Here is a 24719-nt window from a genome sequence, read left to right as displayed (position 1 = left end):
GGACAGGGTCAAATGGCACATGGGTCGACGGACGAGAAAACTCACGCCGTAGATATCATCAGGAATTGATGACTACCAATACTTACGCGAGAGCTCTGCGGGCGGTTCGAATTGGCGATCCGAATCTAAAGAGCCCCAGTGAATAATATGAATATCTTCACTATAGCTACGCATACGATCGTTTTGAGCAGAAAGCGTCTGATGGCCGTGCTGCCAAAAGTCGCAGGTCCGATCGAGCGGAAGGCTATTGAGAATCGCCCGAATCGTGCGATTCTTCCCACATCAGACCCAATCGGCCCACTGCAGCGTGCAATCGGCTTTTCACCGTTCCGACAGGAATCCCCAGCGTTTCGGCAGCTTCGCGGTACTTCATTCCCTGGTAGTAGACCAAGTGAACGACTTGTTTGAGCGATTCGCCGAGCGTGTCCACCGAATCGTGAACCCAACGACTGTCTTCGTGTTCAGCGGCCACGTCGAGAGGGTCTGGGCAATCGCCGACCAGCTTTTCAGACCAGTTTCCGCTTCGATCATCCTGCTCGCCCTTAGAGGTTCGGTCGAGGCTGACCATGCGATGCCGTTTATTTCGGCGTTGGATGTCAATTGCCTGGTTCGTCGCAATCGCGTAAAGCCAAGGGCGGAACCGGCGAGAGCAATCAAACTGCTGGCACTTCAAGTGAATCTGCAAAAAGGTCCCTTGAAAAGCATCTTCAGCCAATTCCGCGTCCCCAATGTAGCGTCGCAGGTAGCTGTAGATCTCTCTTTCATAGCGACTCATCAAAACCCCATAAATCGCTCGGTCACCAGATTCGCGATACTGGATCATCAGGCTTTCATCGCTGAGGTCGCTTTGCAAATTCGCAGTGGAGGCTGCCGTTTGGATCGCATTCATGAGAAGTTTGGAGGCAAGCGGAAGTAAATTTAGAAATGAGTTGAAAAGAAAGAGATAAGCTAGGACGCGTAAAAACGCGAGATAAACGCACGCGTAAGTCGTATCAGAGGAGAATTATCTTCCTCTAAAGTCAATTCCTGTGTCCTGAGCTTCCAGTATCCCAGAAATTAACAATTCGTCAAAACGTCTTTGGCTAAATATGGATGCCAATCCCCTCACTAGAGCCGTATGGAGCTATGGGGAAAGGAGGGCTACAACCGCCGGTGCCACTAAAGCAACTGCGTCGCGGACTAGTCCAACGCCTCAAACACGAGTTTCATTTTGGCTAATCCAGCTCAACCATCGGATTCGTTTAAACCGGGCGCGTACCGTTGGTGTCAGACGGGTGACATCAATGCCTTCTTTGGATTGATGCTCGATAACATCGCGGGCCTGATTCTGATGGTCGGCATCCTGACGTTTGGATTCGGCTTTCCGATCGAGTTTGCGGTGTCGGCGATGGTCCCCGGAACAGCCTTGGGAGTGCTCGTCGGCGACCTGATGTTTTTCTACTTGGCCTTTCGCCTAGCAAAGCAAACCGGCAATCAGGAAGTCACCGCGATGCCGTTGGGCTTAGATACCCCATCGACCTTCGGGATCACCGCACTCGTCCTTGGGGCATCGTTCAAGCAAGGCCAGGCAATGGGCCTTGAAGATATCGAAGCTGCCTACCGTACGTGGCACATTGGAATCTGGTGCATTGTATTAACCGGGCTGCTGAAGTTTGCACTCGCGCCATTCACCGAGTGGGTGCGAACCATCATTCCGCGTGCCGGGTTACTCGGATCGCTTGCCGCGATCGCGCTCGTGCTGATTAGCTTTTTGCCACTAACGGAAATCCTGGGACATCCGTTGCCAGGCATGCTCGCACTCGTAATCGTTTTAACGACCTTGATCGCAAGGGTTCCGTTGCCGGGCAACGTTCCGGGAACCTTGGGTGCGTTAATTGTCTCGGGAACCGTTTACTACTTGATGTGTGCTGTTCCAGGTAATGCCTATCATTTCCCTGAACCTCTGGTCGTTGAGTGGTTTCCCACACGATGGCTGGAAGCATGGCAGTTTGGTTGGCTGAGCCATTTTAGCGATGCGCTGCCTTACCTCCCCATTGCGATGCCGTTTGCGATCGCTACGGTTGTTGGAGGCATTGATTGCACAGAAAGTGCTGCTTCGGCGGGCGACGCGTACGACACTCGAACGGTGATCGGCATTGAAGGATTCGCAACGTTGATTGCGGGGTTATCTGGCGGCGTGATCCAAACAACACCTTACATCGGACATCCTGCTTATAAGGCGATGGGAGGCCGTGCGGGCTACACATTAGCGACCGCTCTTGTAGTCGGATCCGCAGGGCTAGTCGGGTACTTTGCCTACTTGAACGCTTACATCCCGGCGCCTGCGGTGTATCCCATTTTGGTTTTCGTTGGCCTGGAAATCACGGCGCAAAGTTTCATTGCAACCCCTCGGCGCCACTACGCCGCGGTGGCGATTGCTTGTTTGCCGGCGCTGGCATTCTTAGCCATCAATATCCCCAATCGAATTTTTAACGACCAAGCACTTCGGGACGCAGGGCTATCGGCCACTACGCTTGCGGATGGTTTGCTAATGGGGAATCTAAGTACAATCAATATGCTTAGCAGTGGCTTCATCCTGACCAGTTTGCTTTGGTCGTGGGCACTGGCGTCCGCGATCGATCGAAAGTTAGACGTCGCGGCCAAAGTGTTCCTATTGGCTGCTGCTTTTACGATCGTTGGGGCGATGCATTCTCCGCTGGATGGCAGTCGGTTGTTTCTGCCGATAGGGCCCGAAGGATGGGGCGATATTGTGCTGAGCGCCGAGTATCGCCCTGCTGTTTTTGAATTCTTCTTTGCCTACCTAGCGTCGGCAGCGGTGCTCTTCGGGTGGTCGCGATGGGTTCCTAGTGTCGACCCTGGTTCATGACGCTTGCCACAAAAGAAGGCCGCAGTTCCGAATCGATGTCGAGATGGAAATCGGTCAACGAAGCTGCTGATTCAAACCACGCAAACACTCCTGGCCCCCAACTGCTTTGCCCCACTCCTACAGCACCATGTTGCTGTAGTTTTTTTACAAGCGTGGTAACGTTTTCACCGTTGTAGGCACCGCCTTGGACTTCGGCGAATAGCATTCCACTTAACCGGTTGTAGGTCGTCACGGCGGTTGTAAACCCTTCGAAGTCACCGCGAGATGCTGATGGAATCAGATTCTGCGATAAACAATTTTGCAACTCGCAAATGTGTCGCTCGTCAGCGTCCGGCAACTTGGCAAACATATCGCTCTCGATGGTTCCGCTAACGGGATCATTGGGAGTCGGGGGCAGATAAAAGGCGACGCGCCACTGCGGGGGAAGCGGAATGCGGTTTACCACTGGATTGAGCGAACGACCGTCGGTCGGTTCCTCATGGATCAGGCCGCCTTGGAAGTATCCATGCACACCGACTGCGGATCGCTTTCCTCGGTCAGCGATTTGAACGGCGAGTTGCTCCTGACTGACATCTAGATTGGCAAATTGGCAAAGCCCTTCGGCGATCGACAGGCTAAGTTGGGTACCACTGCCCAGTCCTTGGTGTTTCCGGGATGTGTCGTTCTGGACGGTAACTCGACAATTGGGCAAGTCCTTGGATCCGGCAATTCTCGCTACTCGCTGCGCGATGGGGACGGCTCGGGAAGAAAACTGCGTGTCGATGCTCCAGGATTCAGCCGGCGACACGGTGACCTTTGTTTGCGGAGTATCGATCATCACACCGACTCCCCCAAAGGGCGATGACGCTCGCAGCAATCCAAAGTGAAGCCTTGAACCAGTCACGATTTGGATAGGACGCAGAGGCGATTTAGTTGCAGTGGTTGGCGGCAAGTCGCTCATTAATGGTTTGCACAAGAAATTCAAAAGCGGCATGTTCGTCAGAACCCGCGGTTTTGTCGACCAGTGGACGCAGGCGAGAGAGCTGGTCTTGGAGTTCGTCCGCGGCGATCAAATGAGTTCGCGTTGCCAGAATCGCAGCTTCGATTACCGCATGTTTGGCGCGGTTGAAGCCGAAAAATGGACGAACTACACCCGAATCCACAATCCGGCACTTTAATGTCGCTCGGAGATTGTCTTCTGCAATCGTGTCAATGTCGACGACGAAATAGCGGTGACAATCCCGTAGTCGGAACAGTCCAGTTGTTTCGAGCGGCTGGACGAGTGACTGCATCTCTTCAACAGTCAATGCATCCACGGCGGCTTTTGCGAACAGCATCACGTTGTCGGTCACGTGAACAACGGCTTTACGCTGCTGAATCAAATTTTGGTAAGTCCGTGAACTCTTAAACGGACGCAGCGTGATTTGGGTGAACGCTTCGTCGACGGTCGGACCCATCGGAGCAACGTTGACGACGCCATCGTTATTCAAACTGGTAACGATCGATTCCAATATCATGCGGTTTCCTGCCGAGAGAACGATAGTCTTGCCGCGTTTAGATCGATGGGGTTGGTTACACGGCAACGGCTCATGTTGGCAAAGTTTTCCAACAACCTTGCGCCGTCTTCCGACAAAATTGACTCGGGATGAAATTGAACTCCAAGTAACGGGCGTTGGCGATGCCGCACGGCCATAATGATCCCGTCGTCGCTTGTTGCGGTAACTTGAAGGCAATCCGGCACACTTGTCGGATCAATCGCGAGCGAATGGTAGCGTCCCACTTGGGTTGGGTTTGAGCAGCCCGCAAACAAACCTTCTGTGTTGTGAGTCACCAAGCTCGCGATCCCGTGCATCGGAGGAACCTCGATGATTCGTCCGCCCATTGCTAACCCGATGGCCTGATGCCCCAAACAAACACCAAGGATTGGAACCGCCGAGTCGAAGTGCCGAATCACATCGATGCTGCAACCAGCATCTTCGGGCCGTTTCGGCCCAGGAGAAATGACGATGGCGTCGGGGTTCAAACGGCGACATCCCTCGACATCGATTTGATCGCTGCGAACGACCTGGGTCGCTACGCCAAGACAGCGGAAGTAGCGAGCTAGGTTGTGAACGAACGAATCGTAATTATCGAGTAGAAGAATCAACTGAGGAAACGCGGCGGTATACAGCCACCGGCCTTTAACGTCGGGGTTTGGCGAACTTGATCTTTTCAATCAGTTTGACCACTTGGTCGCCATCTTTGTACCCCGAGACTGCCGTTATTGCCTCAATTACATATTGATATCGAAGTTGATAATCAGTGTCGATTTCCAGTTCGGGACCATCGCCGTCATCGCCCGCTGGTGCCGTTGAGCCGATCAGCGAGACAACGTTTCCGCGTAGTTTGTCGAAGTCAACGCCTAGGTCAATTTCGTTGAGTGCCATTCCGGTTAGTTTTCCATCACCATCGGCTCGCAACCGCAATTTGAGCGGTAGATCAGTGATGTCAGCAGCACCCGCGCCACCAGCTAGCGGCATTCGCACGCTGAAGTCGCCTTCCTGCTCGACGATTTTGAACGTCATCACAAAGAAGATCAGTAGCAAGAAAACGATGTCGATCATGCTCGTCATGTTCAACTCGTTCTTTTCTTTGTCTTTACCGCCTCGAATCTTCATGATCGATCCTCCTTTACCCGCAGAGCAAAGTTTTCGAGTTTCTGCTCCTGAGCCACGCGAATGACCTCTTGAACGGCACCTGCGGCGGCGTCTTTATGAGCGCGGATAACAACGTTGGCGTCGGAAACAGATTTGCCTTCGGCCTTAATCACACTGATCTCTTGCCCCAGGCCCAAACGAAGCGTCTCTGGCGTGTAATCGTCCCCGCCCAAATAGATTGCACCGTCTTGGGCAACGTGCAAGATGATTGGGAACTCCAACGGTGCCTCTGGCGGTTTGACCAATTGGCTGCTGGGCAACTTTACCTTGTCATTGGATTCGGTCTGCGCGAAATTGATCAACACCATGAAGAAGGCAATCAACTGAAACGTCATGTCAATCATTGGCGTTAGGTCGCCTTCAGCTAGATCGACGTTTGTTTTTTTGACGCGCATGAATTTGGAATCAACAAAGAAAAGGGGGTGGGCATCACTTCACAGTGCCACTGTTTTGGATTTCGAATCCGAGGTACCTGGTGGTATTGGGGCACCTGGTGGTATTGGGGCACCGGCTACGATTTCCTAGCACCTGCTACTTTTTTGCACCCTGGGGTTGAACATCTTCGAATCGGCTCATCAAGTCTTCACTCGTGACACCCACTTCTAATAGTAATCTCGACACTCGATTTCGAAGAATGTTGTAGGCCGCGATTGCGGGAATCGCGACGGCCAAACCGACCAACGTCGTGAACAAAGCCGTCGAAATACCAGCAGCCAAGTCCGATGGCTTCGGCGTCGATCCGCCGGTTGCAATCACCTGGAACGACGAGATCATCCCCTGGACCGTGCCGAACAATCCGATCATGGGTGACAGGTTTCCAATCAATGCCATGTAAGAGAGGCGGTGTTCAAGCTTCATGCTTTCTTCCTCGCCAACTTCTTGCATGCCTTCAAGGGCCTTGTTGTACCCACGTGAGAGTTTGGCAAGTCCAGCAGAGAGTACTTGGCCTAGCACGGACTCATCGGTGCGAGCCATGTCGTATGCCCCCTGGAAATCCTTCTCATTGAGTCGTTCTTCGAAGCTATCTACGAGCTCTTGGGGGCAAAGCGTATCGCGGCGAGCAGCCAAAACATTCATCACGAACAGCGAAACCAGACAGACCGACAGAGCCAAGAAGATGAAAACGTACCCGTATCCGAGCGATTCGATCGTCCAGGATAGCAAGTTCTGCTTTTTGGCTGGTGTCGCAGGTGCGGCTCCACCCGCCGGGGCCGCGCTCTCGGCAGCGGGGGCCGGGTCCGCAACGGCGGCGGGTTCAGGATCGTCAGCGAACTCGGCGGCCGCGTCGTCTTGAGCAAGCGACAACGTTGGGGAACCGACACAAACGAATAACCCGATTAGGATCATCCCAACACGTAGCAGGTCAAACAGGGAACCACGGGCGATGGACATCAACGGGACTCTCCACAAGAGATGGTTTAACGAGAAGACTTCGAAAGCGAGTTTTAGAGGGTTGGAATCAACCCTTCTCGAAACGCTTGGTAATTTGATTTGGTTAGTCTAGCGAGGAATCCGGAATCATGTTGCCGCCAAAGGTGATCATGTCGCCATCGAAAAAGTGAAGCGGCTGTTCTACTTGGCACCCGGATAGCGTTGTTGTAATTCCTGGCGTGCCTCGGCCGCTCGCTCAGGCTTTCCTACTTTGGGCCACAATTCAATCAACCTCAGCAGTGATTCCGCGTGGGCATCGGGAAGTGCTGAGTACATCAGGTGCGTGTGCAAGTATGCAAAAACAGCTCCGTCATTATCGCCGCTTGCTTCGTAGCAAGCGCCCGCAGCGTTGTAAACGCGAGCCGCCATTTCAATGTCTGTCGGACTAAGTTCGGTGATCAATGTTTTCACCAACGCCAAGCCTTCGGAGGATTCACCTTTTTGAGAAAGTGCGACCGCTTTGCCCGCCTTGGACAAAATTTGCAACCGCGTCGTCGCGGGGGTTTGTGCGTTGAGGCCAATGATGGGCTCGAACTGTTCAAGGGCTTTATCGCTTTCACCCGATTTTAAAAACACCATGCCCGCCAAATAGCGAGATTCAATCTTCGTATCAGGTGATGGAGCCTTCGAGAGTGAACCGTAGTATCGCAACGCGGTTTGGGGATCGCCCAAGGCCAAGGCTAAGTCGCCAAGCAATTTGGCAGCGTCAAAGAAGTGATAGGACTGGCTATGTTTCTTCGCAAAGCTAAGCATCATCTTTGCCGCGGCATCCTTGGGCCCCTTGCCAGCTAATGCCAGTTTGGCCTGCGACATAGCGGTGTAGAACATGTAATCCGCTTCGATTGCGTCTCGTTTGATCTTGTCCAGGTCGACTGTCTTGAGTTGCTCGAGGGCCTGTTCGTATTGGCCGTCCAAGGCAAACTCTCGGCCTTTGGTCAAGCCAGACGGATCGCCGTCGAACAAGATTTTTTCGACGTCGCTGGCCATGAAGTTCTGGGCGTTGCTGCCCTTTTTGATCTGCACACCCTTGGCGCTGATCTGAGTCACCGTGCCAGCAATGTTCTTCCCAGACGTGTCGTAAAGGCGATCTTGTTGACCGGAAGCCACACCCGAGAAGCCAATCGCGAAAACAACGAACGAACCAAACAGGGCGATCGGGAAAGGACGATTCATGAATGCAGCAGAAATGGAGAGAAGAGAGGCTTCGATTGGTGGAACGGTTCAGCGTTAGCCGGCGACAACCCGGTGACATCCATAGTCGACAACGCACTAAACCAGATACATTCAAATCATAATGTATCGACCGACATTGAATGAACCGCTTGCACCGGGAACACTAGTTTTTCTTCTGGGCATCGAGACCCTTGGCTGGTTCACCACTGGCCTGTTGGATCTGTTTCAGCAGGGCATCAAACTTCGCGCGCTGTTCGTTCCCCCCAAGGTCAGGGTACAACGCGGCAACCATGGTGATGTCACCGGAAGATTTCTTGATGATGTCGTTATTTTTTAAAGCTTTCCCCCAAAGGAACCGGCAAAGTGCCAAGTGATACCGAGCGTCGAAGAACGTGTCTCGGAATTTCTCGTTCCCCATGGTCTGTTTGCTGATCTTTCCCCAGCCCCAAATCACATTGTTGCCCTTGGCATCGGGTTTGGCTCCGTTGAGAGCTTTCGCATACGACTTGGGAGCGAACTTGGGTGGCAGCGTTGCCGCCCATTGTTCGTAAGCAGTCGCTGCTTCGATTTGTGCATCAATCATCGTTGGCATGGTCTTCAGCAATCCTTCAAATGAATTGATCGAAGCCGAGTATTGCCCTAGCAAGCGTTGCGCTCGCCCCATTTGAAAGATCACCGACGGTGATGACTTTTCTTCGCCACTAATTTTTTCGAACGTGCTGAGAGCTGCCGTCATGAGTTCTGCAGCATTACCGATCGCCTTCGTTTCGCCCGGATTCATCGTCGATTCACCCAGTTGCATGAGCGTTTGGCCGATCCAAAGCAACGTCGCGTTGTCCTGGGTAGTTCCCGCGACTTGTTCCAAGAAGACTCGGAATGCTTTGATTAGCTTTGCCTTTTTCGCTGGTGCGGCCGTGTCGAGTTGCTCGCGGATGCTTCGGGCTAACCGCAGGTAGATGCCCTCGAGTTTCTTAGACGCGTCTTCCCCTTTCACGCTATCGCGAAGGTTATCCATGGTCCCGCCAGCTCGCTTGAGCAAGTTGTCCAAATTGGCGCCATCGGACGTCATGAGCTGGACTACGACTTGTAGTTCAGTGCCGTACAAATCACTTGCGAATGAGTCGTCGGAATTGCCGAGCTTGCTGATCAAGGTAAGCGGACCGTATTTCGAATTCGAAAGCGCCGCTTCGGCTTCGGTAGATTCGTCGAGTCGTAAGTGAATTTTTGCGAGAGTAAGTCCAGCGCTCATGACTCGTTCATCCGCCAATCCTTCGGCGACGTCATCGAGTCCCGCCTTCAAGTCGTCACGAGCTTGCTGCATCAAGTTCGTTGCGGCGTCATTTTCACCAGCTTGCAGTTTTCCAATCGCGTCGGCCCAAAGATATTGGCCAAGCAATCGTCGAAGGCTCGCCTGAGCAGGCCCGCTGTCCATTTCTAAAATCAGCTCGCGGGCTTCGTCCCAGCGTTCACCTTTCAACGCCAGTTTGACGCGGATTTCTTTCGCGTTGGCCGCCTGAGGATCGTCTGGCCAAGTCTTCGAAAGGTAATCACCGAACGATGATATGGTGGAAACGAGGAATTCATTGTCGTCGTCGTCTCTCAGAAGCATCTGCAAAGCGTTAAGCGAGATGACTCCGCCATTGAGTCCGGTTTCCGAGCTCGGAGCATTCTTAGCGAGAAACATTCCCACCACTGACGCTTCGCGGTATCGCCCTTCGCGATACAGAAATAGCGTTAGGATCTGCCTCGCTTGATTGACGAGGTTGGCATCACTTTTCACGCTAATCATCGTCAATCCCTGACGCAAAATTTGGATGCCGATGGACTGCGTTTCTTCGAGTTGATCTTGCAGCGACTCCTTTTGACCGGGGTCTTGTTCGGCATCAATGGACGCGATCAATGCTTCGGAGGCTCGGTAGATCTGCAAAGACTTCTCCAAAGCGTCCTCGAAGTCTTTTGGCGGTTCGGCCGTGGGGAGCTGCTTTTCGTCCGCCAACTTGTCGATGCCTAAATCGGAAAGCAGCTTGGTTGCTGTTTCCAAATGATCACCGGCAACTTTGGATGCTGCGACCAGCAATTGCCGACCTTCGCTTTCGGCTTTTTTGCGTTCGGGGCCTTTTAAGTTCGCTTCGTCTTTGGATTTCGCGAGGAAAGCCTTTGCCAAGTCGACCTGTAGCTCCGCAAACCCAGGAAGGCGTCTTTCATCTGGGCGGGCAGTCTTAAGCATCTGCTCGCCACGGGTGATAGCTTCGTCGTAGGCCGGTGGCGATTGGCTCATCGATAATCGAACCATACCGCTAGTCGCTCCGAATTTTGCTTCACGCAGTTGCGGTGCGTCGACGGTGTCGAGCATTCGCATGTAGCTTTCCAAAGCCGGGGCGGGTTGGCCAAGCATCTCTTGAATTTGTCCACGTCGCAGTAGTGCGATTGCGCCTTGGACATAGTCGCTGTATTTTTCGCTCAGGTCCGTGAAGCTTACCAGTGCTTTTTCGAGTTGGGCCTTGGCTTGCTTACCTGGATCGGGATAGGTCTTTGCGGCATAGATTAACGCTTCCCCCGAGTTCATCATCGCTTCAAGGAACTCGCCCTTGTACTGATCGCGGCGTGCCGCCTCTTCCGGATTCGACTGGGCGTCAATTTTGGCACCCCGCATTTCTTTTAGCTTCGCACGCAACGATTCGACGATTTGTTCGAAGGTGGCGGCCGCTCCTTCGTAGGATTCCCTTGCCAACGCGCGTTTCTGATCATCGGGTTCGCCAATCATCAACTGAGCGGCCCGAATCATTTGAATTTTGCCCAGTTGAAGCCGGGCTTCGGACTGACGAGGGCTGTCTCCCTCTGCCAAAAACTTCTTCAGCGAGTCTTCGGCCTTCTGGAAGTATTCGTCTCGATCCGTCGTGCTGCGGGATGCGAATGCGGCGTCAATGAACGTTTGCGAGCGTTCGAGTTCACGCGCCTTGAGGTACTCGAAATCGACCCCCGGGAATTCGTCGAGTCGATCGAGATAAGCGATTGCGGTGTCGTAGTAGTTGGCCGCTCGCAATCGTTTGACGAAATCTTCCGCCGGTTCGCCACCAGCGTGTGCGTTAAGCAGAGTTCCGATCGTGACGAAGCTCCATGCGAGCAGGGCCTGCGGACGCGGTGAAGAAAGGTGAGTTCGCATCAGTTCTCGTCAGGAAAGTGTGTGCGTGAAAGGGAACGCAGGCGGTGTTCATTCGAGGGGCCAAAGTTGCCGAAACTACCCAATCGTCTCGAATCGTTTTGGGGACGCTTTTCCGCTAAACTGCATATAGCCAAAGTCGTGAACATTTTGACTAACAACATTTTAGTTCAACATGCCGCTCTGGACGAACTGGGGATCGGCAACGAACCGACATTGGCAACGAACAACGTCGACATGCGATTTTTCTATGGTAACCGAGATCGAACCTTCCGGGACGCTTCGTCGTTTAGATTCGGGCTGTCTTGTCCCTAAATTACGAGTCCAGGCAGTCACGTTCAACCAAGGTCCCACCCACTAGCGTAGACTCTGCGTCTATTTCGCTGATCTTATTTTCTTTATCCATCACTCCCACGCCGTGGGCCAATCAAACTCTTTCGTTAGCAAACCGCCTGACGGCGAGCTGGCTTAAGATTGACACCGTCGCGAACCTGACATGCGAATTCCGTCACAACTCAACGACGACAACCTGTATCGACGCGGGACCAAGCGTCCGAGGCCCGTTGATGCTTATCGCCGCATTGTTCGAATGTGCTTGGCTCTGGTTCTTGTCTTTGTCGTGATGAACGCTGCATCACGAGAAGCGATCTATCGCCCTTTCTTTGGCTCGCCCGATAAGTCTGGTTTCGAGCCAAACCAGGAAACACTACGACGCTTCGATCAAACTTCCGTTTTAGGCGAGGACGCGGCTTCAGGCAAAGGTGTGGCGGCGCAGCGAGACAAGCAGGTGGGGGCTTCGAAACGCGACCGTGAAATGGCGGACGCCATCACAGGACAAATGTCACCGAAGGATCAAGTGGTTTGGGGGATATGGCTGACTGGACTTCAAAAAGGTCAAACGGATTCGCAACCGCCATTGGCTTCAATAAGTCTTGCCGATGCGTTGGCTTCGTTCGATCAAGTCGTTGCTTCTACTTCCAGCGTTCAAGACGACTCAGATAATGATGCAGACGACGCAAATGACGAAGGGAAAACAACTGCCAGGTGGCAGCAAACGATTGGTCGAATCGGAGGCGAAAATGCTCTTTCGGCTTTTGCCGCCGATGATCTGACGCGACTCGATGTGCTTCGCGAGGCGATCGCGGACGCTGCTCAGCAACGCGTAGTCGATGGCAGCGTGTGGCGATCATCCGACCGTGACGCGATCCGATTGCGTCTGGCTCAGTGGAAGCGAAATCAGCCGCTTCGAGGTGGGCAGTCAGCGGTCTCGGTAGGCGTTTTGCCGCTGTTGCAGCAGCCAGTTGTCTTTCTTGGTCGAGTAGTTGTTGTCAGTGGTCGAGTGGCACGCAGTGAGAGGATCGTTGCGTCGGATGGCTTGCCCGAGTATTGGCAATTGTGGATTCGTCCCGACGATGGTGCGGATCGTCCGATCGTTGCGATCGTCGGTGATGTACCCGCCGACATTGCACGCATCTCGTCTGACGCCATACTCGAAGCGGGGCCAGCCGTTTCGATTCAGGGCCATTTCTTGAAACGGCTTGCCTATCGTTCAACATTAGGCGCCGATCTTGCACCCGTGATCGTGGGCAGGTTGCCAGTTCATGTAACGAATGTCGATGACGAGTTAGTCGGTCGATCTTCGACTCAGCCGAGCAGCGTCAGCGCGGGATTGGTGTTGGCGATCGCGTTTGCGGTAGGAGTGATATTGGCGGGCGTCATCATGTGGCGAACTCATGTGCTGGCTGTTCGCACACGCAGCCTTCGCAACCGACACCGGGTATCACCGGTTGATCTGTCCTCTATGGAAACGAATGAGTCATGATAGGTCATCGAAACTGCCAACCTGTTTTGCTGACGCTGTTGTTTTCGATAGCGTTGATTCATGTGCCGTCGCCCGCACTCGGCCAACCAGCAACTGGGCAACCAGCAACTGAGCAACCAGCATCCGGGCAACCAGCATCCGGGCAACCAGCATCCGGGCAACTAGCATCTGGGCAACTTGCAAGCGACCAACCAGCATCCGAACATTCGGGGCTCAACTTAGTGGCGGGGTTTGACTTAAGTCGAGTTGAAGATTCGTTCCTAAACATGCAGCAGGATGACGGTGCGGAACTGGCAAAGTTGATCTACAAGCTGCAGAAGATTAACGAAGAAACTTTGTCCTCACGCGCCACCAAGACGCTCTCGGATTCAAGCATCGGCGACCTCTTACGCAGTGATGGGGTCATCGAGAGCACTCAGACGTTTGAGATCCCTCAATCGCTTCACGAACTGCTTGGCTTTGAATCCCTGTCGGCGATTTTGGTGTCGGTGGAATCCGTGCCGAGTGAAGCAAGTGCGGGAGAACCAACGAACGCCGAAACGCAGGACCACACCACTGGGCAGCGGGTGCAAGTGTTTTGTGCTCCCCTGCCCCGTGAAGCCGTCGCGGGCGATCGAGTTTCGTTCGTCGGAATGACATTGACGTCTCAGTCGCCATGGGCGATTGCGGCACCATCGATGCGATGGTTCCCCAGTCAAGCGTCGTCATCGAGTTGGCAATGGTTGGCTAATCAAGACTTTGACATCAGCCTGTTACCGGAACTTGCCTCGCGGGATCGGAAAGATTTAGTTCCGCAGGACAGCGATGCGTTTTACGGGCTGCTCGCCATTACCAGTAAGAAAGCCGGCCAAGGTTTTCCGAAGCCCACCGCAGTGGCGCCGATTGAGCTTTTGCAGCGATCACGAGAGAACGTGGGCGAATACGTTTCGATGGAATTGGAATCGGTCCAGATAACGCGAGTCGCAGTCGAGAGTCCTGCACGTCGCAATGAAATCGGCTCGGATCACTATTATCAAATTGACGCGTTCGGCGATTTGGGAAACGTGGTGATCCAAATCGAAACGGGCGGTACCGACGTTTCGGGAAAGACCGCTGTATTTGAAAATCGCTATCCGGTTTCACTTGTTACCACCGAGTTACCTGAGTTCTTGCGTCGCGAAATGGAGAAGCGGGATGGTTCGGGGGCAATCATTTCAGACGTTGCAATGCGAATTCGCGTGGATGGTTTCTTCTTTCGATTGTGGAGCTACGCCAGCGACTATATGAAGCAATTCGGCGACGCCCAGCAATTTGGCCCGCTTGTGGTGGTGGCCCAAATTGAGAACCTGGAACCAACGACTGCTGATCCTGTTGGCGTTCGATTGATTGGCTGGCTCGCTGCTGCTGCAATCGCTTTAGGGATCGTTGCCATTTGGGTCTGGAGCCGATTTACTGCGGCCGAGGATCGTGAAGTTCGCAACAAGCGACGAGAACAATCGAGCAAGACGATTGACATTCCTGATTCCTGAGACGCTATGTTGCAGTCGTTCTCGTAAGGTCACCTGTGGTAAGTCATCTCGCTGGTTGCCTAGCCAAGAGCCGCTCAGGTTCTGTCGCTTCCAAGAGATCGCTCCGCTGCTTTGAGCGATCGTAAAAAGTTGTGTTGGGTTGGGCTCTTGACCTGCATTGGGAACCCGCGACGATACCACTTTGATAGAAATAGAGGGCAAATTTCATGTTCAGCTATTTGACCCTTATCCCCATTCGATCCGTTCGATAATTCCCGAGGCAACTGCGATGCGAAGAGCAAAAATTACGATCATTGGCGCTGGCAATGTTGGAGCCACTTGTGCTCACTGGTGTGCAGCCGCTGAACTCGGTGACATTGTCTTGCTCGATATTCCGCAAACGGAAGACATGCCAAGCGGAAAAGCACTCGATTTGATGCAATCGTCTCCGATCATGGGCTTTGATTCAAATATCGTTGGTACCACGTCCTACGATGATGCAGCCGACAGCGATGTGATCGTGGTCACCGCCGGGATACCTCGCAAACCAGGCATGAGCCGCGATGATTTGTTGGGCACCAATGCGAAGATCATCACGGCGGTTGGTGAACAAATCAAAGCTACTTCACCCAACGCAGTGGTGATTGTGGTCAGCAACCCGCTCGACGCGATGGTTCAGCAGATGGCCAAGGTCACGGGATTCGAAAAATCGAAAGTTATCGGACAAGCTGGCGTTCTGGATACCGCCCGGTATCGCACGTTCTTGGCGATGGAATTGGGAGTCAGCGTTGAAGACATTAGCGCTTTGTTGATGGGTGGCCATGGTGACACGATGGTGCCGATTCCTAGTTGCACCAGCGTCGGCGGCATTCCCGTCACCCAGTTGATCGATTCGGCTCGTTTGGACGAAATCGTCGACCGTACTCGCAAGGGTGGTGCGGAAATCGTTTCGTTGTTGAAGACCGGATCGGCTTACTACGCTCCCGCAGCGGCATGTGCCCAAATGGTCGAGGCCATTGTGAAGGACAAAAAGCGTGTCATTCCCGTCGCGGCTTATTGCGATGGCGTTTACGGAGTCGACGGCTTCTACGTGGGTGTGCCGGTAATCTTGGGTAGCGGTGGGGTTGAAAAGGTCATTGAGTTAAGCCTGACGGATTCGGAAACCGCGGCATTCCAAAACAGCGTCGAGGCGGTCAAGAGCTTGGTAGCAACGATGGACGGGCTGTTGTCGGCCTAGTAACAGGCGAATACGCCGAGATTTGGCACCTCACGTCAACGATGGTTTTTTCAACGTTGACATTTGAGGTCGATTCCTCGTAGCTTTTCAGCATCGCGAGCGAGTTTCCCACCTCGCACGCGATGAGCAACCCGCACGTGAAGGTAGATGCTGGGTTACGTCGCATGGATGGTTCGTCTCGAATTCGCCTCCACAAGCAAGTTTCTCGCCATGACCCGTTTCAACCCAGTTTCTTGGCACGTCAACGAGTCAAAGTACGTTGGCGCCGCACCTAAAGAATCAAAGTCCGTCGGGAACCACGTTGGCCGTCAGCCGTCCGTGTTCATGAATCCGGGAACTCGTAGTCGGCGACAGGTGTTCACTCCGCTTCATTACACGCCAAGCTACAAGTATCCGTTAATTGTCTGGCTGCACAGCAATGGGCATAACGAACGCCAGGTCAATGATGTGATGCCACACATCAGTCTTCGCAATTTCCTGGCGTTGGGCGTTCAGGGAAACCGAGCGGTGGATTCGGGCGGGACACGTTTTGACTGGCACGAATCGCCAGGCGGAATCGGGATTGCTCACGATTCGGTGGCCATCGCCATTGACGAAATTCGGGATCGCTACAGCGTTCACCCCCAAAGGATTGTCTTGGCGGGGTACGGTGCGGGTGGGACGATGGCACTTCGTCTGGCAATGCGATCACCGGGGCAATTTGCAGCCGCCGTTTCGCTGGGCGGACGAATGCCACAAGGGGCTATTCGCGATTTCCAGGGGTTGCGTCAACGTCGATTGCCTATGCTTTGGCAATGGGCGCGTGACAATGCTCAATACACCGACGACAATCTAAAACACGATTTTAAGTTGGCGATGACCATCGGCAGCAGCGTTGAAGTTCGGCAATATCCCGGGCCTGACGAGATGGACACGGTGGTAATGTCGGACCTCAATGACTGGATCATGCGTCGTGTAGTGCTTGAAGAGGCTTCACCGAGCGAATACGTTGACACAATACCGGTTCCGTATTCCGCGAATTAATCGTGGTTGAAGTGAACTACGGTTCCCGCCCTTCCTAGCTCGCCCACCAGGCATCTTATGTCTTCTGAAGATTCGGCCGCTGACGATCCGACGTCTGATCCCTTGGCACCCCAGGACGTGACTGAGATATCTCGTGTGCGGAAAATACTGATTGTTGATGATGACCAAGAAATCGTTGAATCAGTCCGTTACGCACTTGAAGGCGAAGGCTACGAAGTATCAGTCGCTCGCGATGGCAACCAGGGCTTAGCACTCGCGGAAAGCGAAAGTCCCGATTTGATGGTGCTTGATATGATGATGCCCAAACGTAGCGGCTTTTTGGTTCTCGAAAAGCTGCGGCGTCTTCGCGATGAACCATTGCCCGTCATCATGATCACCGGTAATGAGGGCAGTCGTCACCAAGCCTACGCCGAGTTGCTGGGCGTTAGTGATTACATTCGCAAGCCTTTCCCGATGGATCGCTTGATTGAAGCCGTCAACCGATTGCTGAGCTAACCAATGAACGACGATTCCACGTCGCGTCGAATCTTGGTTTACGCAGCAGTGACAGGGGCTTTGGGAGTGCTGATCGGAGCTTTTGGAGCTCACGGTTTGCCAGATTTTTTGGCTCGACAAGGTGTCGATCCTGAAACACTGACTAAGCGATTGGCCCAATTCGACACCGGTGCACGGTATCACTTGGTTCACGCGACTGCTTTATTTGCGCTGGCGTCACTGGGATTTGGCAGTCCTGAGTCGAGACGTTGGGCCGCCCGATTTTTCCTCGCGGGAATCATTCTCTTTAGCGGCAGTTTGTACTTGTTGGTGTTTACCGGCATCACCAAGTTCGGCATGGTCACTCCGCTGGGCGGGCTGTCTTGGATTATCGGCTGGGCGACTCTTGCCGTTGTTTCCCGTAAGTCGAAGCATCTCTAAGACGGGCACTACTCAGGCCGTCAACGATCGAATACGGTGGAGCAAGTAAGTGTCGTCGCCCGAACAACTAGCCACCTGAGCAGATGACTGAAGCAGCCGAAATCAGCCTGACCATCCCGTATCCCTGGACGCGGCGTCATTTGCTTGACCTCGAAAGCCTCAGTGGCGACGAAATTCGCACGTTGCTTGACGTCGCTGATCAACTCAAGCAGGCTACCGGCGGATGTCGGAACAAAATTTCGCTACTGGCTGGCAAGACCTGTGCGAATCTGTTTTTCGAGAACAGCACTCGGACACGAAACAGCTTCTCGTTGGCTGCCAAACGTCTTGGTGCCGATACCGTCGAATTTAGTAGCGCCGGTTCTAGCACCGCGAAGGGCGAAACCTTTGTCGACACGGCGAAAACCATTCAGGCGATGGGAGTCGACTGGGTCGTCACTCGGCATTGCACACCCGGCACACCTCACTTGCTTGCCCGCGAACTGGAGTGCTGCGTACTCAATGCAGGCGACGGACCTCACGACCATCCAACGCAAGGGTTGCTCGACATCCTGACCATTCGACAGCACCGAGGTCGAATCGAGGGGCTAACGGTGGCATTGGTGGGCGACATCGCGCACAGCCGAACCGCACGTGCCAACATCTGGGGGCTGAGTAAGCTCGGCGCTCACGTGATTGTTTGTGGTCCGCCAACTTTGGTGTCGGAACGCTGGGGAGAACTCGGTTTCGAAGTGGCACACAACTTGGACGAAATTTTGCCGCGATGTGATGTACTGAACCTGTTGCGGATCCAATTCGAGCGTCAGTCGGCACGCCCCTTTCCGAGTGTTCACGAGTACGCGAATTTGTATGCGATGAATGTTGAACGGATGGCGAAAGCCAAAAGCGACATCCTGATCATGGCTCCGGGGCCGATCAATCGCGGGGTGGAGATCACGCCGGAAGTTGCCGATGGTCCGCATAGCGTCATCTTGGAACAAGTCACTAACGGAATCGCCGTTCGAATGGCTGCACTTTACCTTACCGCCAACGCGCCAATCTCATGAGTGAATCTCTTTTGATTACCGGCGGTCGCTTGATAGACCCTGCCAACCAGATTGATCGCGTCGCAAGCATTTTGCTGGTCGACGGGATGGTTGCCTCGATCGACCCGAAGGACGTTTCCGCGGATGTGCGAACGATCGACGCGACGGGCAAGATCGTTTCGCCTGGCTTTATCGACTTGGGTGTTGAGTTTCGCGAGCCGGGTTTTGAAGAGGATGAAACGATCGCCTCGGGGTCTGCCGCAGCTTTGGCCGGTGGGTTCACCTCGGTTTTGTGTTGCAGTAGCACTCAGCCGTGCATTGATTCGCCTGGAGCGGTTGAATTCGTTCGGCAAAAAGCAGTGCAAGCCGGTGGCGTTCGAGTGCACGTCATCGGCTGTCTTAGTAAGAACCGCGATGGCGATCAATTGGCCGAGTTGGGACTTCTGTATGAAGCCGGAGCCGTTGCTTACTCCGATGCTCCGCGACCGATTACCAACGATGCACTGCTCAAACGCGCCCTAGAATACGCGCGGATGTTCAACTTGCCGATCATCAATCGTCCCAACGTGATGTCGTTGTCCAAAGGCGGCGTGATGCACGATGGTCAAGTTGCTTTGGTGCTAGGTTTGACGGGGTTGCCTACCGAAGCGGAAGACTTAGCCGTCGCTCGAGACGTCCGCATTGCGGAAGCGACCGGCGGAAGGCTGCACATCGGCCCTGTCAGTACGATGGGCGCGGTCGACTTGATTCGTCGCGTGAAGGATCGTGGTATCCCGATCACCGCGTCCGTTTGTCCGCACAGTTTATGCCTGGACGACAGCGAACTTCGATCCTTTGACGCGCGGTTCAAGGTGCATCCACCGCTGCGATCACGTCGTCACATCGAAACCCTTCAAGCTGCCGTTGCCGATGGTACCATCGACGCAATCCAAAGCGGGCACATGCCGCGTGCACGCGAGAAAAAGATGAACGACTTGGACGTATCACCCTTTGGTTCGGCTTCCCTCGAAACCACTCTTTCGACTGTCGCAACGTTCATGTTGTCGGTAAGCGATATGAATTGGTCGAAGGTCATTTCCCGACTCTCGACTGCGCCGGCAAGAATTGCGGGCGTTCAAGGCGGATGTCTGTCTGTCGGGACCATCGCCGACGTGACGATTATTGATCCTGATGTAAAGTGGACAGTGCGAGGGACCGACTTCCGTTCCCGCTGCCCGAGCACGCCCCTGGACGGTCACGAATTGACCGCACGCGTTGTCATGACGATCGTGGGCGGAAAAGTTTGCTTTGATCATTCCTAGGCGGAAAGTAATCATGAATACAACGAACGTAGACGACATTCCTAACCCATCGCCGAGCCAATTGGCCGAGTTGCCTCGCCAAATGGGATTTGTACCTTCGGTGGCGTCTTCCCCCCAAACGCTCACCCCGACGCAGATCGATCAGTACAACGAGTTGGGCTACCTGATGCCGCTTGAAGGACTTGATCAGACGGAAGCACGCGAGACGCGCGCGTTTTTCGATGGGGTGCTTGCCGCTTTCATTGAGCTCGGACGCACGAGCTATTCAATCAACACTGCCCACCTACGATTCGCGAGAATTTACGAGCTTGTTCAGCATCCGCGAATTGTCGATGCAGTTGCCGACCTGCTGGGACCCAACGTGGTTTGTTGGGGATCGCACTTCTTTTGCAAGATGCCTCATGACGGCAAGCGAGTGCCATGGCATCAGGACAGCACTTATTGGCCGCTGAGTCCCACCAAGACGGTGACGGTATGGTTGGCGATTGACGACGCGGACTCAGACAATGCAAACATGAAGTTCATTCCGCGTTCGCATCTGCACGGGCTGATTGACTACGATGAAACTCAAGATGCCGATACGGTCCTGAATTTAGCGGTTAAGAATCCAGAGTCATACGGCGATGGCGAAGTCGACGACGCTTTGAAAGCGGGGCAGTTTTCGATGCACTCCGACTTGCTGCTGCACGGCTCGGAAGCCAACGAATCGGACCGACGACGTTGCGGTTTGACGATTCGTTACGCGGCTGCGGATGTGACGACTTGGTATGACTGGCACAAAAAAGGCTTCGTCGTTCGTGGCGAGAACGTTGGCGGGCACTGGGCAAACCCACCCGTACCCAACCATTGATTTGCGGCTACGGCGTCAGCGGGTGCTCGCGAGCGCCTTCGGCTTCCTCAATTGGCCAAGTGACACGGTCAGGACTTTCGTATGGTCCGATCTCGTCCACCGGGATTGCTTGAAAGCCAAGTTGAAATGCGGGGCTATCGCTCGGTAAGCGATAGTCGTCATTCGTCCGATCCGCGAATTTGGGATCGGCAATGATGCTGTTTTGATCAAACCCCAGCGATTGCCAGCTAGCCCACTCGCTCATGGGTTCCATCTCAACCAGTTCGATGTCGCGAACAAAGAGGTTACCTTGGGATTGTCCCCAGTCGATGCGGACGCGGTAGGCTTCTCCCATCCGTTCGTTCCATCCTTTCTCGCCTTCAGCGGGAATGCGAATGATCGTCTCTTTCGTTTCCCACTGACGAGAAACATTGACTTCCGAAGGAAATTGCCCCCAGAAGTGAGCCGGCATTCCGTCTTTGGCCGGAACGTAGCTCTGGACCAAGAGGTTGGCTTTGGAAGCTTCGGTGTCTGACCGCATGGTTGCTCGCAAGCGATAAGACGCACCCGAGCGAAGAGGCAAAGAATCGCTTGCAATGATGGGGTAGTTGTCTCGAGCTTTACTCGAATCGTAGCCTGCTCCGATACGCAATACTTGATCGCCGTTGTCGTCCACTAACTCGGCTGATGATGTTGACGTCTGAATCTGCCAATTCCATTGATCGGGTAATGCACCAAGATTGCCCTTCAATGTCGGGTTGGCGATAAGGTTCTTCGATTTCTGGCGGCCTAATGCGTGATGCCCAGTGGTGACCTCTCGGCCATCATGCCAGTAAAGGTTTTTGTCGACTTCATTCCGCGTCGGTGAAAACGCAGTGATCTTCATTGCCTTGGCGTCCTCGTTCTTCCAGGCGATGATATTGGAGCGAAAGACATTTCCGCTGACGACCCACTTCTGTTCGTCGGCGATGTCCTTGGGATGAACGTCCATTCCTCTCATGTTCTTCCATGCGGGAAGTCCAACAACCGATTCATAGCCCGCGACCATCTCGTCGTAGTGTTCTGCCCACCGCCCTTCACCGGCTTTCCACCCGTTGAACTCCCACTGCTGGTCTGCATTGTCCGCAAAGATGTTTCCTTCGATTCGGTTATCTCTGGCACTGTGCCCGTGAAGACCCGATCGACCGCATCGAGCAACGATGTTCCCGATCACGTCGACACCGCCGGTGTTGTCGTCCAAGTAGATACCGAAGGCGAAGTACGGCGAACTCCATTTGCTGCCATCCCAACCGTAGCCTAAAACATCGTGTATGAGGTTGTGCTTTAAGGTCGTTCCTCGCGATGAGATCCAGTTACGGCCGCCGGTGTATGTCGCACCAACATCTTCGGTTTCCAATGCCAAGTGACGCATGTGGTTTTTTTCAATTTGGTGTTTGTTTCCCCAGAACATCACGGCGAACCGTGGCATGTCGTGAATCAAACAATGGGACACCTGATGGCCCACGCCGCTTAGCATCACTCCCACACCTTGCTTGTGAAAGACTCCGGCGTGATGGATGTAGCAATTGTCAACGCGATGTCCGGGGGATGTGAGTGTCTTGATGTCGCCGCCGGAAACTTGCACACCATGGGAGCCAGTAAACGAGATGTCGCAGCCCACGACCTCGCACTGGGTTCCGTTCTTGATCGAAATTCCGCTGCCGTGGTAATCACCCACGGAGCGAACGACGCTGGCGACGACTCGGCAGCGCTTAGCCTCCGTCATTGCGACTGCGTTTCCTTCGGCACACTCGAGCGTTAAACCGCGAAGTTCAATGTCGTGAGCGTCTTTGTTGATCCGAACGATAACGCGGGTCGTTGGCACCAAGACCGAAGATTTAGTATTGCGCGGCGGTTTGAAGAACAATCGTTTTTCGCGTGAGTCAAAATGCCATTCTCCTTCGGTGTCTAGGTCTTCCAAAGCGCCTTGAAAGTAATAGCGATCGCCTGGTCGAATCGCGTAACTCGCATCCTGCGTTGTTGTGATTCGATTGGTTTCCTGCTCGGCGGTGGCAACTGGCATGATGTCGTTCCACCAATTGTATCGGGCAAAAATGAAGACACTTACATCTTCAGGATGCGCCCACGATCGCCAGTCTTCCGATTTGGTAACGAACGACCTTTTACTGTCTTCGTCTCTGTCGCTGTACTTGTTGATGAGTTCCCCATCGACATACGCCCAGCCTGCACCATAAGGATTTTCGGAATCGAAGTTGGGGTAGCGAGCCAACCATTGACGTTGTCCGTCGTAAAGTAGTTGTTTGATCGCGAGGTTACCCAATGACGACACGTCCGCTTGGTAAATTCCATCACGCCATGGTTTCCAACCGTCGACCTTGACGCCACCTGTAATAACGGGGGTTTCATTTTCGAACGCTTGCCACGTTGTATTCGAATCTTCAACGCCAAGATCCATCCCTTGCGGCAAAAAGTACCTTCCCGATCGTAACCAAATGGTGTCCGTTGCGGACGATTTTCTGGCCATGTCACGCGCATGAATTAGCGACGCAAACGGTTGGTCTATGCTCCCGTTGTTTTCGTCGCTTCCTGCGTTGGATACGTAGAAATCGGCCGCGGCAACGTTGCCAACCTTGCAGAGCAGCAGTGAGAACCCGACTGCGGCCAGAAGGCCGAGCGCGTAGCGGTAAGAGGCAGAGGTTTTGATCGTCATGAATGAAGCAGTTGGTGAAGTGAACTTAGCGTTTGCCTGAGTAGGCAGCGACATCTTTGGCGGCTTTGGTAGGTTCGCCGGGTTTCGCCAGGAAACCAAGGTCGGTAAACCAATCGAGAAAACGGTCGGGCCATGTTGCGAAGGGGCCGCCGGTTCGAGGACGAATGGATCCGCCGTGGCCACCATGAGCGTAGATGTGCATTTCCAAGTTGGGAACGCCGGCTTTTAGCATGGGTGAAAAGTACTCGTCGGCCCAGATCGCGTGAACTTTGTCATCTGAACCAGCGCAAACAATGAAGCTTGGAGGGCAATTCTTCGGAATGCTCGTTTCAGGATTTCGCGTGAACGGTGTCGGACCTGGGTACACCAATCCGACGAAATCAGGTCGCGGAGAAACATTCGCAAGCGGATCGCTGTTGTCTGCGTGTGCCTCTTGAAACTCGTCAAAGAACAATGCTGTGGGTGCGGATAGTTCGGCACCTGCTGAAAAGCCGACCACGCCAATCTTTGCGGGATCCAGTTGCCATTCTTCCGCGTGAGCCCGCACGATGCGGATTGCTTGAAACGTATCGTTCACCGCATCGGTCGTCGGTTCGTAACCATCTACCCGCAATCGATTTCGCAGCACAATGGTCGACACGCCATGCTCGGCGAAGAATGGCACCAGATCGTAACCTTCTGGACCGACCCACAGTATCTTGTGTCCGCCGCCCGGAGCGACGATCACGGCCGCGCCATTGTTTTGGCGATTCTCTGCGAGGTGGACTTCGATGGTCGGGTTGTGGATGTTGAGTGTGTTAAGAAGGCGGTCATACTTGCCAGTGGTGTTGTATTTTTCAGCTTCGTGGATTCGCTCTTGATTCAATAGCGGTGAATCCGGTGAATAGAGCGAAAGTACTTGTCCGCCTGGCAGAACCGCATCCGGCACGAAGGGGCCGTCCGCAGGCGTGCGAGCGGGATTGGAATCTTGCGCCACGACCAGCGTGGTGGTGAACGCGAGCAACAGTGCGACCAGTGACTTCATAGCAAACCAAACATCGAGTGATTGAACGAGCAAAGTGAGTG

General features: G+C 53.9%; 21 protein-coding genes. 10 read left to right on the top strand and 11 right to left on the bottom strand.

Translation table 11 applies throughout. The features are described 5' to 3' along the window. Positions 1 to 244: 244 nt before the first annotated feature. The gene (locus Pla22_RS00560; protein WP_146512857.1) at positions 245 to 889 is read right to left on the bottom strand and encodes an RNA polymerase sigma factor; all 645 of its coding nucleotides are present in this window, start codon (positions 887 to 889) and stop codon (positions 245 to 247) included. A 411-nt stretch (positions 890 to 1300) separates the two neighbouring features. Between Pla22_RS00560 and Pla22_RS00555 the strand changes: the two genes are divergently transcribed. Further along, positions 1301 to 2866, top strand: coding sequence for a permease (locus Pla22_RS00555; RefSeq protein ID WP_146515140.1), 1566 nt, complete (start codon positions 1301 to 1303; stop codon positions 2864 to 2866). On the opposite strand, the gene Pla22_RS00550 is transcribed toward Pla22_RS00555, so the two are convergent. From Pla22_RS00550 to Pla22_RS00515, 8 genes are all read right to left on the bottom strand, one after another. Continuing rightward, entirely contained in the window at positions 2844 to 3806 is a 963-nt protein-coding gene (locus Pla22_RS00550; RefSeq protein WP_165440453.1) for a GHMP family kinase ATP-binding protein, read from the bottom strand. The genes Pla22_RS00555 and Pla22_RS00550 overlap by 23 nt on opposite strands. Continuing rightward, positions 3775 to 4362, bottom strand: coding sequence for a DUF447 domain-containing protein (locus tag Pla22_RS00545; protein ID WP_146512855.1), 588 nt, complete (start codon positions 4360 to 4362; stop codon positions 3775 to 3777). Before Pla22_RS00545 ends, Pla22_RS00550 begins: the two co-directional genes overlap by 32 nt. Further along, entirely contained in the window at positions 4359 to 5060 is a 702-nt protein-coding gene (locus Pla22_RS00540) for an anthranilate synthase component II (protein WP_242631709.1), read from the bottom strand. The genes Pla22_RS00545 and Pla22_RS00540 overlap by 4 nt, the downstream gene beginning before the upstream one ends. After that, a complete protein-coding gene (locus Pla22_RS00535; RefSeq protein WP_146512854.1) occupies positions 5026 to 5502 on the bottom strand; it encodes an ExbD/TolR family protein in 477 nt (158 codons plus the stop codon). The genes Pla22_RS00540 and Pla22_RS00535 overlap by 35 nt, the downstream gene beginning before the upstream one ends. After that, positions 5499 to 5936, bottom strand: coding sequence for an ExbD/TolR family protein (locus Pla22_RS00530; RefSeq protein WP_146512853.1), 438 nt, complete (start codon positions 5934 to 5936; stop codon positions 5499 to 5501). The genes Pla22_RS00535 and Pla22_RS00530 overlap by 4 nt, the downstream gene beginning before the upstream one ends. A gap of 136 nt (positions 5937 to 6072) precedes the next feature. Further along, positions 6073 to 6933: a MotA/TolQ/ExbB proton channel family protein gene (locus tag Pla22_RS00525; protein ID WP_146512852.1), complete on the bottom strand. Its 861-nt coding sequence runs from the start codon at positions 6931 to 6933 to the stop codon at positions 6073 to 6075. Positions 6934 to 7113: 180 nt separating this feature from the next. Further along, positions 7114 to 8145 carry a tetratricopeptide repeat protein gene (locus Pla22_RS00520; RefSeq protein WP_146512851.1) on the bottom strand — a complete coding sequence of 344 codons (1032 nt, stop codon included), beginning with the start codon at positions 8143 to 8145 and terminating at the stop codon, positions 7114 to 7116. 163 nt (positions 8146 to 8308) lie between these two features. Next, a complete protein-coding gene (locus tag Pla22_RS00515) occupies positions 8309 to 11308 on the bottom strand; it encodes a tetratricopeptide repeat protein (RefSeq protein ID WP_146512850.1) in 3000 nt (999 codons plus the stop codon). A 493-nt stretch (positions 11309 to 11801) separates the two neighbouring features. Between Pla22_RS00515 and Pla22_RS00510 the strand changes: the two genes are divergently transcribed. The 9 genes from Pla22_RS00510 (at position 11802) to Pla22_RS00470 (ending at position 20965) form a co-directional block, all read left to right on the top strand. After that, a complete protein-coding gene (locus Pla22_RS00510; RefSeq protein ID WP_146512849.1) occupies positions 11802 to 13127 on the top strand; it encodes a hypothetical protein in 1326 nt (441 codons plus the stop codon). Next, positions 13124 to 14635 (top strand): hypothetical protein, encoded by a 1512-nt coding sequence (locus tag Pla22_RS00505; RefSeq protein ID WP_146512848.1) that lies wholly within the window; start codon positions 13124 to 13126, stop codon positions 14633 to 14635. The genes Pla22_RS00510 and Pla22_RS00505 overlap by 4 nt, the downstream gene beginning before the upstream one ends. 268 nt (positions 14636 to 14903) lie before the next feature. Then, positions 14904 to 15851 (top strand): malate dehydrogenase, encoded by a 948-nt coding sequence (mdh, locus tag Pla22_RS00500; RefSeq protein ID WP_146512847.1) that lies wholly within the window; start codon positions 14904 to 14906, stop codon positions 15849 to 15851. A 210-nt stretch (positions 15852 to 16061) separates the two neighbouring features. Beyond that, on the top strand, positions 16062 to 16874 hold the full coding sequence (locus Pla22_RS00495; protein ID WP_165440452.1) for an alpha/beta hydrolase: 813 nt from the start codon (positions 16062 to 16064) through the stop codon (positions 16872 to 16874). A 57-nt stretch (positions 16875 to 16931) separates the two neighbouring features. Further along, entirely contained in the window at positions 16932 to 17369 is a 438-nt protein-coding gene (locus Pla22_RS00490; protein ID WP_146512845.1) for a response regulator transcription factor, read from the top strand. Between the two features lie 3 nt (positions 17370 to 17372). After that, positions 17373 to 17789, top strand: coding sequence for a DUF423 domain-containing protein (locus Pla22_RS00485; protein WP_146512844.1), 417 nt, complete (start codon positions 17373 to 17375; stop codon positions 17787 to 17789). 83 nt (positions 17790 to 17872) lie between these two features. Continuing rightward, entirely contained in the window at positions 17873 to 18835 is a 963-nt protein-coding gene (locus Pla22_RS00480) for an aspartate carbamoyltransferase catalytic subunit (protein ID WP_146512843.1), read from the top strand. Next, positions 18832 to 20115, top strand: coding sequence for a dihydroorotase (locus Pla22_RS00475; RefSeq protein WP_146512842.1), 1284 nt, complete (start codon positions 18832 to 18834; stop codon positions 20113 to 20115). The genes Pla22_RS00480 and Pla22_RS00475 overlap by 4 nt, the downstream gene beginning before the upstream one ends. A 13-nt stretch (positions 20116 to 20128) precedes the next feature. After that, positions 20129 to 20965 carry a phytanoyl-CoA dioxygenase family protein gene (locus tag Pla22_RS00470; RefSeq protein WP_146512841.1) on the top strand — a complete coding sequence of 279 codons (837 nt, stop codon included), beginning with the start codon at positions 20129 to 20131 and terminating at the stop codon, positions 20963 to 20965. 7 nt (positions 20966 to 20972) lie between these two features. On the opposite strand, the gene Pla22_RS00465 is transcribed toward Pla22_RS00470, so the two are convergent. Both Pla22_RS00465 and Pla22_RS00460 read right to left on the bottom strand, forming a co-directional pair. Then, positions 20973 to 23654, bottom strand: a complete 2682-nt coding sequence (locus Pla22_RS00465; protein ID WP_165440451.1) for a right-handed parallel beta-helix repeat-containing protein — start codon at positions 23652 to 23654, stop codon at positions 20973 to 20975. Between the two features lie 25 nt (positions 23655 to 23679). Further along, the gene (locus Pla22_RS00460; RefSeq protein ID WP_146512839.1) at positions 23680 to 24678 is read right to left on the bottom strand and encodes an alpha/beta hydrolase; all 999 of its coding nucleotides are present in this window, start codon (positions 24676 to 24678) and stop codon (positions 23680 to 23682) included. Positions 24679 to 24719 lie beyond the last annotated feature (41 nt).

This window comes from Rubripirellula amarantea (assembly GCF_007859865.1).
Classification (GTDB): Bacteria; Planctomycetota; Planctomycetia; order Pirellulales; family Pirellulaceae; genus Rubripirellula; species Rubripirellula amarantea.
Note: the sequence above shows the minus strand (reverse complement) of the source record. Positions and strands in the feature narration are given on the sequence as shown.